Source organism: Acidithiobacillus sp. (genome assembly GCF_023256195.1).
Classification (GTDB): Bacteria; Pseudomonadota; Gammaproteobacteria; order Acidithiobacillales; family Acidithiobacillaceae; genus Acidithiobacillus_A.
Window position 1 is genome coordinate 1 of the sequence record NZ_JAGDWX010000034.1, and the last position, 8332, is coordinate 8332.

11 protein-coding genes are annotated in these 8332 nt (G+C 62.3%); 7 read left to right on the top strand and 4 right to left on the bottom strand.

The features are described 5' to 3' along the window. Positions 1 to 825, top strand: an 825-nt coding sequence (gene ppsR / locus Q0C23_RS08835; protein ID WP_291512008.1) for a pyruvate, phosphate dikinase/phosphoenolpyruvate synthase regulator, incomplete at its 5' end; no start/stop codon positions are given. 170 nt (positions 826 to 995) lie between these two features. Then, positions 996 to 2537: a 2-isopropylmalate synthase gene (locus Q0C23_RS08840; protein WP_291512009.1), complete on the top strand. Its 1542-nt coding sequence runs from the start codon at positions 996 to 998 to the stop codon at positions 2535 to 2537. A gap of 112 nt (positions 2538 to 2649) precedes the next feature. Here Q0C23_RS08840 and Q0C23_RS08845 read toward each other — a convergent pair whose 3' ends face one another. Further along, on the bottom strand, positions 2650 to 3303 hold the full coding sequence (locus tag Q0C23_RS08845; RefSeq protein ID WP_291512010.1) for a peroxiredoxin: 654 nt from the start codon (positions 3301 to 3303) through the stop codon (positions 2650 to 2652). Positions 3304 to 3400: 97 nt separating this feature from the next. Between Q0C23_RS08845 and Q0C23_RS08850 the strand changes: the two genes are divergently transcribed. From Q0C23_RS08850 to Q0C23_RS08860, 3 genes are read left to right on the top strand one after another with little or no spacing between them, the layout of a single operon-like run. After that, the gene (locus Q0C23_RS08850) at positions 3401 to 3739 is read left to right on the top strand and encodes a thioredoxin family protein (protein ID WP_291512011.1); all 339 of its coding nucleotides are present in this window, start codon (positions 3401 to 3403) and stop codon (positions 3737 to 3739) included. Beyond that, positions 3736 to 4290, top strand: coding sequence for a 1,6-anhydro-N-acetylmuramyl-L-alanine amidase AmpD (gene ampD / locus Q0C23_RS08855; protein ID WP_291512012.1), 555 nt, complete (start codon positions 3736 to 3738; stop codon positions 4288 to 4290). The genes Q0C23_RS08850 and ampD overlap by 4 nt, the downstream gene beginning before the upstream one ends. Further along, positions 4283 to 4873, top strand: coding sequence for a hypothetical protein (locus Q0C23_RS08860; protein WP_291512013.1), 591 nt, complete (start codon positions 4283 to 4285; stop codon positions 4871 to 4873). Before ampD ends, Q0C23_RS08860 begins: the two co-directional genes overlap by 8 nt. On the opposite strand, the gene Q0C23_RS08865 is transcribed toward Q0C23_RS08860, so the two are convergent. After that, a complete protein-coding gene (locus Q0C23_RS08865; RefSeq protein WP_291512014.1) occupies positions 4855 to 5508 on the bottom strand; it encodes an epoxyqueuosine reductase QueH in 654 nt (217 codons plus the stop codon). The two genes, Q0C23_RS08860 and Q0C23_RS08865, sit on opposite strands and share 19 nt — an antisense overlap. Positions 5509 to 5586: 78 nt before the next feature. On the opposite strand from Q0C23_RS08865, the gene Q0C23_RS08870 reads away from it, so the two are divergent. Continuing rightward, the gene (locus Q0C23_RS08870; RefSeq protein WP_291512015.1) at positions 5587 to 5925 is read left to right on the top strand and encodes a 4a-hydroxytetrahydrobiopterin dehydratase; all 339 of its coding nucleotides are present in this window, start codon (positions 5587 to 5589) and stop codon (positions 5923 to 5925) included. Then, positions 5922 to 6503 (top strand): TlpA disulfide reductase family protein, encoded by a 582-nt coding sequence (locus Q0C23_RS08875; RefSeq protein ID WP_291512016.1) that lies wholly within the window; start codon positions 5922 to 5924, stop codon positions 6501 to 6503. Before Q0C23_RS08870 ends, Q0C23_RS08875 begins: the two co-directional genes overlap by 4 nt. Here the strand turns inward: Q0C23_RS08875 and Q0C23_RS08880 are convergent. Both Q0C23_RS08880 and Q0C23_RS08885 read right to left on the bottom strand, forming a co-directional pair. Further along, a complete protein-coding gene (locus Q0C23_RS08880; RefSeq protein ID WP_291512017.1) occupies positions 6497 to 6793 on the bottom strand; it encodes a hypothetical protein in 297 nt (98 codons plus the stop codon). The genes Q0C23_RS08875 and Q0C23_RS08880 overlap by 7 nt on opposite strands. Before the next feature lie 181 nt (positions 6794 to 6974). Further along, positions 6975 to 8318, bottom strand: a complete 1344-nt coding sequence (locus Q0C23_RS08885; RefSeq protein ID WP_291512018.1) for a heterodisulfide reductase-related iron-sulfur binding cluster — start codon at positions 8316 to 8318, stop codon at positions 6975 to 6977. Positions 8319 to 8332: the final 14 nt, after the last annotated feature.

Genomic DNA, 8332 nt, shown 5'->3' on the forward strand with positions numbered 1-8332 from the left:
CAACGGCAGGTGTTTTTTGTTTCCGACCGTACCGGTCTTACGGCCTCGTCCTACGGTAAAAGCCTGCTGGCACAATTTCGAGACATCGCTTTCAGCACCCGCACCATCCCCTTTGTCGATGGCCTGGAACGGGCCGAGGCGGCGGCGCGGGAGATCGATGCATGTCAGCGGCGCACAGGCCAGCGCGCCATCGTCTTCAGCACCTTGGTGGACGCGGCGGCGCAACGTCGGATCGTGGGTACGGGCGCCTTTGTCCTCAATCTCTTCGAGGCTTTCATAACCCCTCTGGAGAAAGAATTGGCGCGGCCCTCCGTACACACCCTGGGGCGTGCCTTTCGGCCGCAGGGGGAGGTGTTTCATCAGCGCTGGCTGGACGCCATGGAGTTTGCCCTGGCGCACGACGATGGCATTCACCCGGAGCACTACTCCGAGGCGGATCTCATCCTGGTGGGGGTATCGCGCAGCGGCAAGACGCCCACCGCGCTGTTCCTCGCCATGAACTTTTCCCTGAAAGTGGGGAATTATCCTCTGACCGACGGGGATCTCGAGCACGATGCGTTACCAGCGCCCCTGGCCCCCTGGAGGAATAAACTGGTGGCCCTGACCATCGAGCCCGAAACCTTGCACACCATTCGCGAGAAACGACGGGCGTCGCCACAGTATGCGGCGCTGTCGGTCTGTCGGCGGGAGGTGCGGGCGGCCGAGCGGATCTTCCGCAAGGCCCACTTGCCGGTCTTTGACAGCACCGGGACCTCGGTGGAGGAGCTGGCGAGCGGTATTCTGAAGTGCTACCAGGAACTTGCGGTGCTGCGCCCAAGGGGCTAGACTGCTAAGCATGCATACCCCTTCTGAATTCTCGCACGGTTCCTTCGTCGCATCCCTGCGACTACGGCTGCTGCTGCCCCTCTGGGGCTAAACTCTCTTTTTGACCTTCGGGTCCGGTATTCTCCAAGTTGTGAATTGCGTTTTCATTGCCCATGAGGGAAGGGACAGTCATGCAGCAAAAAGAGCATTTGATCATTTTCGACACCACCTTGCGCGATGGCGAACAGTCGCCGGGGGCTTCCATGACCCGCGACGAGAAGCTGCGCATCGCCAAAGCCTTGGAGCGCTTGCGCGTGGATGTCATCGAGGCGGGCTTCCCGGCGGCCAGTCCCGGTGATTTTGCGGCGGTCCAAGCCATTGCCGAGGCGGTTCGGGATAGTCGCGTCTGTGGTCTGGCGCGGGCGCGGGAAGAGGATATCCGCCGTGCCGGCGAAGCCCTGCGCCCGGCGGTGGCGGGTCGCATCCACACTTTCATCGCCACGAGTCCGGTGCACATGCAGGCCAAACTGCGGATGACGCCGGAAGAGGTTCTGGAAAGGGCCGTGGCGGCGGTCACGCTGGCACGCAATCTCTGCGATGACGTGGAGTTTTCGCCCGAGGATGCCGGACGCTCGGAAGAGGATTTCCTCTGCCGGGTCATCGAGGCGGCCATCGCCGCGGGCGCCCGTACCATCAATATTCCCGACACGGTGGGTTATAACCTGCCGGATCGTTTCGGTCGTCTCATCGCGACCCTGCGCGAGCGTATTCCCAACAGCGACCAGGCGGTATTTTCGGTGCATTGCCACAACGATCTTGGGCTGGCCGTGGCCAACTCGCTGGCCGCCGTGCAGAATGGGGCCCGGCAGGTGGAGTGCACTATCAACGGTCTGGGGGAGCGGGCGGGTAACGCTGCTCTGGAGGAGATCGTCATGGCCGTGCGCACCCGCGCCGACATCTTTCCTTGCAGCACGCGCATCGATACCACCCAGATCCTGGCCACGAGTAAGCTGGTGTCGACCATCACCGGTTTCCCGGTACAGCCCAACAAGGCCATCGTCGGTGCCAATGCCTTCGCCCACGAATCCGGGATTCACCAGGACGGTGTCCTCAAGCATCGCGAGACCTACGAGATCATGCGTGCCGAGGACGTGGGCTGGTCCACCAACCGTATCACCCTCGGCAAGCTCTCGGGACGGGCGGCGGTGCGCGCGCGCCTGGAGGCATTGGGCATCCACCTGGAAGGAGAGGCCCTCAATCAGGTCTTTGCGCGTTTCAAGGATCTTGCGGACCGTAAGGCGGAGATCTTCGATGAAGACCTGCAGTCCCTGGTGAGCGATGAGCTCCAGGAAGAGGCGGTGGATCGCTATCGCCTGGGCTATCTGCGGGTATGCTCGGAGATGGGGGCCCACCCGGAGGCGACGGTGGAGCTTTGGGTGGACGGGGTGGCCAAGACCGAGAGCGTCGTGGGTGGAGGACCGGTGGATGCGACCTTCCAGGCCATCGAGAAGATCGTCCGCAGCGAGGCCAGACTCTTGCTCTTTTCGGTCAACGCCATAACCACCGGCACGGATGCCCAGGGCGAGGTGACGGTACGTCTGCAAGCCAAGGACGGGCGCGCGGTGAATGGACAGGGAGCGGATACGGATATCGTCGTGGCCAGTGCCAAGGCCTACGTTTCCGCCTTGAATCGCCTGCAGGCGCCGACAGAGCGCCAGCATCCCCAGCTCTGAAGTGGGTCTGGGCCGGTATCCCGAGGGACTATCCCGTCGACGGACGGCGAAAAAATAAAAACCGCGGGGCCCACATCGGGCCCCGCGGTCCGGTTCCGGCAGTTTCGGTGCGTTACAGATCCTTCTTGCAGAAGTACCAGTCGGTGCACTCATAGCCCTCTTGCAGACGGGCGTTGGCGGCATCGACGGTAGCCGGGGGCGGTACGATGACCTTGTCGCCCGGCTGCCAGCCCTCGGGGGTCGCGACGCCGTGGGCATCGCTGGTCTGCAGGGCCTTCACGAGCCGCAGGATCTCATCGATGGAGCGACCATTCTTCATGGGGTAGTAGATCATGGCGCGGAGGATGCCCTTGTCATCGATGACGAAGGTTGCTCGCACCGCCGAGGTGTCGCTGGCCCCCGGATGGATCATGCCGTAGGCGTGCGCTACGGTCATGGAGATATCGTCGATGATGGGGAAGGGGATCTCGATGCCGAACTTCTCCTGGATATTGCGCATCCAGGCGATATGGGAGTGAACACTGTCTATGGAGAGCCCGAGCAGCTCGCATTGGACCGCCTGAAAGTCCGGGTAGCGCTTGGCGAAGGCCATGAATTCCGTGCTGCACACCGGCGTGAAGTCCGCCGGGTGGGAGAAGAGGACCAGCCACTTGCCGCGGTAATCCTTGAGCTGGCGCTGGCCGTGGGTGGTACGGGCTGTGAACTCCGGTGCCGGCTCGTCGATGCGAGGGGCGCGGATGGGGCTTACTTCCATAGGGTTATCCATGAGAGACTCCTGACGAGAGCGCGAACCCAATCGGTTCGAGAGACATATTAGACATTATCTAAATTATTATCAAGTCTGTTGATATCCGAGGAGCCACATGGTGCAAAAAGTATCCGAGCTGGGTTTCTGGCAAAGGATGGCCGAAAGCCGCGGCTGGTTGATCCTCTTCTTCAGTTCCGCCGGCTGCGCCTCCTGCAAACACTGGCGGCGACTCTTGTCACAATACGAACAGCAGCGGTCCGATCTGGTCGTCTGGGAGGTGGATGCCGGTATCGACATGGGTCTCACTCGCGAGTTCGAGGTCTATCATCTGCCCGCTCTGTTTCTTTTTCGCGATGGCCGCTACCAGCGTCCCGTCGAGGTAGAGGCCCGGCTCCCCGCCCTCGACGCTTGGCTGCGCGCCCGGGAACAATGGCCCGCAGAGGAGCTGCCTTGAGCGGGTTGGGCTGGGCGGAGGGTTGGTGGGATCTGGCGGCGCGGGCGCCGTCGCCGCACTGGGATGACCGTCCGGTGGGGGCGCAGGTGGAACTCGTCGTCCTGCACGCCATCAGCCTGCCGCCGGATCGCTTCGGTACCGGCGAGGTGCAGCGCTTCTTCCAGGGGCTTTTGGACTGGGATGCTCACCCCTACTATGCGCAATTGCGCGAGCTGCGCGTGTCCGCCCATTTTTTCATAGAGCGGGATGGCAAAATCTGGCAGCATGTTCCCGTGCAGGGGCGGGCTTGGCATGCCGGGGTTTCGGCGTGGCGCGGTCGCCCTGCCTGCAACGATTTCAGCATCGGCATAGAGCTGGAGGGAAATGCCATGGAGTCTTTTGCGGACCGCCAGTACGACCGTCTCAATATCCTGCTGGCCGCCTTGCGCCAGTATTATCCGGCGCTTGCGGAAGACGCCATCGCTGGGCATTCGGAGATCGCCCCGGGCCGTAAGTGGGATCCAGGCCCGCAATTCGACTGGCAGCGACTGGAGCATTTTCGCCATGACTGATGCGCCGCGAGTGCGTCCCAAGCGGGACTGGCGGCGGGGCTGGGGTGGTCCTTTACTCGCTTTCGTGGCTCTGCTGATCTTCAGTCTCTGGTGGCTGGGGGTTTTCCACTCGGCATCGGTGCGGACTGAGACCAGTCCTGCCTTGAGCTATATCTATCGACCTTATACGGGCAGCTTCCACGCCATGGAAAAGGCGCGGCAGGAGGACATCAAAAGCCTGCCACCGGACATGCGCGGGGCGACGGTGCTCACCCGCATCGACGCCGAACGGCGCGGCGCCGACGGCAGCACGCAGGTGGTGGCCCAACTGGGCGTTCTGACGACGGCGACGCAGACGACACCCCCAGGCTGGCAGCGCGGCAGCTGGCCGGCGCAACGGGTCGTCGCCGTGAGCGTGCGCGCCAATCCGGCAGTGGCCAGCTGGAAAGCCTACGGTGCTCTGGAGCGCTGGGGCAAGGCCAGCGGCATCGCCATCCACTATCCCACGCTGGAGCTGCTGGGGCCTGGCGACCGGTATCGCCTGTGGATGCCTCTGGGCACGGATTCCACGGGATCCCGTGCGGCTCAGGACTCGCGGCCGTAGAATTTCACCCCGCGCACGATCTTGCCGCGGCCCTGCGCCAGGCGATGGCGGTTGCTGTCCCGTAGGGAGTAGACACAGCCGCAGTACTCCTGCTGATAGAACTGTTCCTTCTTGGCAATCTCGATCATCCGCTGGCTGCCGCCCTGCTTGCGCCAGTTGTAGTCCCAGTAGTGTAGGTTGGGATAACGCTGCGCGGCACGCTGACCGCAGGCGTTGATCTGTTGCATGTCCTTCCATCGGGAGATGCCCAGAGTGCTGGTAAAGACCGTAAAGCCATGCTCCACCGCGTACAGGGCCGAGCGCTCGAAACGCATGTCGAAACAGGCGGTGCAGCGGGCGCCGCGCTCCGGTTCCCACTCCAGGCCGCGGACCCGCGCAAACCAGTGGTCCTTGTCGTAGTCGAGGTCGATGAAGTCGACCCCGAGCTTCTGCGCGTAGCGGATATTTTCTTCCTTGCGCAGCAGGTACTCGGCCTCGGGATGGATATTCGGATTGTAGAAAAGCACCGTGAAACGGATGCCGGCGGCCAGGATGTCGTCCATGATGGGTCCGGCGCAGGGCGCGCAGCACGAGTGCAGCAGAACGTGGTCGCTGCCATCGGGAGTGGCAAGAACCTGAGGGCTTTTGCGTGCCATGACACCTCCAAAAACTTTTGGTCTTCCATGGGAAACGGTTTAGGATAACACGGGTGCACAGACGGGGGAGACTGAGCGATGGAGCGAAAAGAGAGCGATCTGCGTCCGGGACGTTGCAAGGCCTGCGAGGGGGGAGTGGCCGCCCTGTCGTCCGAGGCCCTGACCGAGGCCCTTGCGGCCCTGCCCCAGTGGCAACACGCGGAGGCGGGCATCCAGCGTCGTTTCCATTTTCGCAACTTCTATGAAAGCATGGCCTTCGCCAACGCCATTGCCTGGATTGCCGCGCGTGAGGATCATCACCCCGATCTGCAGGTGGGCTATGACTATGTGCTGGTGCGTTTTCAGACGCACTCGGTGGGTGGTGTCACGGAAAACGACATCCTCTGTGCGCAGGCTGTCGATGCATTGGTCGCATGAGCCAGAGTCCATCGCTGCGCGGCGGTCGCGCGGGTGTCGCCCTCAGTGGGCTGGTGCTGGTGGCCCTGCTGGGGCTGGCGACTTGGCTTTGGTGGCCGCAGGACTCCGGCGGGGTGCTGCGTATGAACATGCCCAGTCTGACTTTGTCCGATTTGAGCGGACAGGAGCTGGATCTGGATCGTTATCGTGGCCGTGTGCTGCTGGTGAATTTTTGGGCCAGTGACTGTCCGGGCTGTATCGCCGAATTACCCGAACTGATTCGTTTGCAGCAGATCTATGGCGAGCGTGGTCTCCAAGTCATCGGCATCGGTCTGCCCAGCGACAGTGTCGAGGGGGAGCAGGCGGTGGCCTCTTACTACCATATCCCCTATCCGCTCCTCTTCGATGCTCGGGGAGAGGCCGCTCGGGCCTTCGGTGAAGTACAGCTGACTCCCACCACTTTTCTGGTGAATCGGGAGGGAAAAATCGTCTACCGGCAGGTGGGCGAGGCGAGGCTGGCGTCTTGGGAACGACGCATTCAGCCGCTTCTGGCGGCGCCGCTGCGATCGGCTGCAGGCGCCGCTCCCGCGGCTCAGTGAGCGGGGCGCAGCAGGGGCCGCATACCTTCGCGTACCTGGCGCTGGATGAAGGCGGCGCGGCCTGGCTCTTTCTTGTCCAGTTCGGCGGCACACTGTGACTCGGTCAGCGCGGCGGTGGCCAGCATGACCTCCAGCTCACAGGGGTCGACCTTGGGCTGAGTCAGATCCTCGGGCGTGGGGTTCATGCGGTCCCCGATCCGCCAGAACATGCGGGCATCCCACATACGCAGGCGAACGTTGGGATTCTGGAAGAGCTCCACACAGCGCTTGTTGAGTTCCTGATGATCCACGGTACTTCTCCTTCTGGTCACGGAATGGACATGAACGATATCGGGAGGAGCATACCTGAAAAAGCCCGGTCTCGGGGAGCCTTTCGGTCATTGAAGCTTTCCATGGTGCAATAAGGCGGTTTGCGCCCAAGAAAAAAGCCCCGACAAAGCGGGGCTTTTCGCCGATCGCCGAAAGCGGAGCTTAAGCGCCCGTTTTCATATTGATCTGCTGATTGGTGGCCAGTTCGGGGTTGTAGAGGTACTCCACGTTGCCCGCTTCCACCTGCTTCAGATACTCCTGGAAGTCGGCCTTGGCCTTGTCCCAGCTGATGCCCATCTTCTCCACCAGATCCTCACAGGGGGAGGCGTGCCACTGCAGCTGCACGATCTTGAAGGGATCGGCGCCGCAGGCCAGGGCCGCCAGCTGCACGTCGGCAATGATGGGCACGGAGTAGTTCATGTCGTGCGCCTTGCCGATCCACTGGTTCTTGTCCATGGTGGTGATGCAGCCGGTGTCGATGCCGATCATCACGTCCGCCTTGGCCTCCTCCCGCGCCACCTTGATCTTGCGGTTCATGGTGAAACTGCGGGTGAATTCGCGCTCCGAGATGATGTGGCGGAAACCAAAACCACAGCAGTCGTACCAGGTGGAGTAGTCGATGACCTGCGCCCCCAGGGCCTGGGCGACCGAGGTCCCCACCGCAGTGCGGTTACCGCCGAGCACCGTGTTGTCGTACACGGCGTCCTCGTGCACCATCTTGTAGTAGTGGCAGGCCGCGTGCACCGTCACCCGGATGTTGCTCATGTCGATGGTCTGCAGCTCACTGGCAATGCGGTTGCGCATCACGTGCAGCCACTCGCTGTAGTGCACCACCTCCTCGGGAATGACGATCTTGCCGTCCACCAGCCGCCCGAGCTTGCCCAGGATCTTCTTGACCTTCTCCCGCAGCTCGGCGGACTCCACCAGATACTTGCGGATCTCCTTGTAGTTGCCAAAGGACGTGCCGCAATGCACCAGCGGATAGAAATGGCCGTTCTCGAAACCGTGCTGCTTGCCGGAGACATAGGCCTGATGGAAATTGCGCAGGAACACCGCCGCCAAGGACTCGACATTGCCGATACCGGAACCGTGGTAGTTCCAGGCGGTGCAAGAGGTCTGGTCGGTCTCGTCCAGATAGTCGATGCCGAACTTGTTCATGAACCACATGAGGCTCGTGGGATAGCCCGGGATGTTACCGCACTGACCACAGCTCTTGTGGTGCCAGAGCTGGTTGGTGGGGATGCGCTTCTTCCAGCCGAACAAGGTCTCCACCTCGATGGGCTTGTGGTCGTCGGTGATGCGGTGGACGATGATCTCACCCTCCTTCTCCAGCTCCCACATGTGCTCACGGATGTCGTCCATGCGCTCGCCCAGATCCACCGTGCGCCGGTCCACGTGACTGCGCACCCAGGCCGTGGCTGCCTCAGCCTCCTCAGCCTTCAGGTTGGTGTCCTGGAAAAAAGCACCGTGCCCAGCCACCCCTTGCTGCGTCGTGTTCTCACTCATATCCGTCACTCCTT

What these genes read in the sequence shown, in the direction of transcription:
- Q0C23_RS08865 (WP_291512014.1), bottom strand. Translation starts at nt 5,508, where the DNA reads ATGGCACGCAAAAGCCCTCAGGTTCTTGCCACTCCCGATGGCAGCGAC.
- Q0C23_RS08870 (WP_291512015.1), top strand. Translation starts at nt 5,587, where the DNA reads ATGGAGCGAAAAGAGAGCGATCTGCGTCCGGGACGTTGCAAGGCCTGC.
- Q0C23_RS08845 (WP_291512010.1), bottom strand. Translation starts at nt 3,303, where the DNA reads ATGGATAACCCTATGGAAGTAAGCCCCATCCGCGCCCCTCGCATCGAC.
- Q0C23_RS08840 (WP_291512009.1), top strand. Translation starts at nt 996, where the DNA reads ATGCAGCAAAAAGAGCATTTGATCATTTTCGACACCACCTTGCGCGAT.
- Q0C23_RS08885 (WP_291512018.1), bottom strand. Translation starts at nt 8,318, where the DNA reads ATGAGTGAGAACACGACGCAGCAAGGGGTGGCTGGGCACGGTGCTTTT.
- Q0C23_RS08875 (WP_291512016.1), top strand. Translation starts at nt 5,922, where the DNA reads ATGAGCCAGAGTCCATCGCTGCGCGGCGGTCGCGCGGGTGTCGCCCTC.
- Q0C23_RS08860 (WP_291512013.1), top strand. Translation starts at nt 4,283, where the DNA reads ATGACTGATGCGCCGCGAGTGCGTCCCAAGCGGGACTGGCGGCGGGGC.
- Q0C23_RS08850 (WP_291512011.1), top strand. Translation starts at nt 3,401, where the DNA reads ATGGTGCAAAAAGTATCCGAGCTGGGTTTCTGGCAAAGGATGGCCGAA.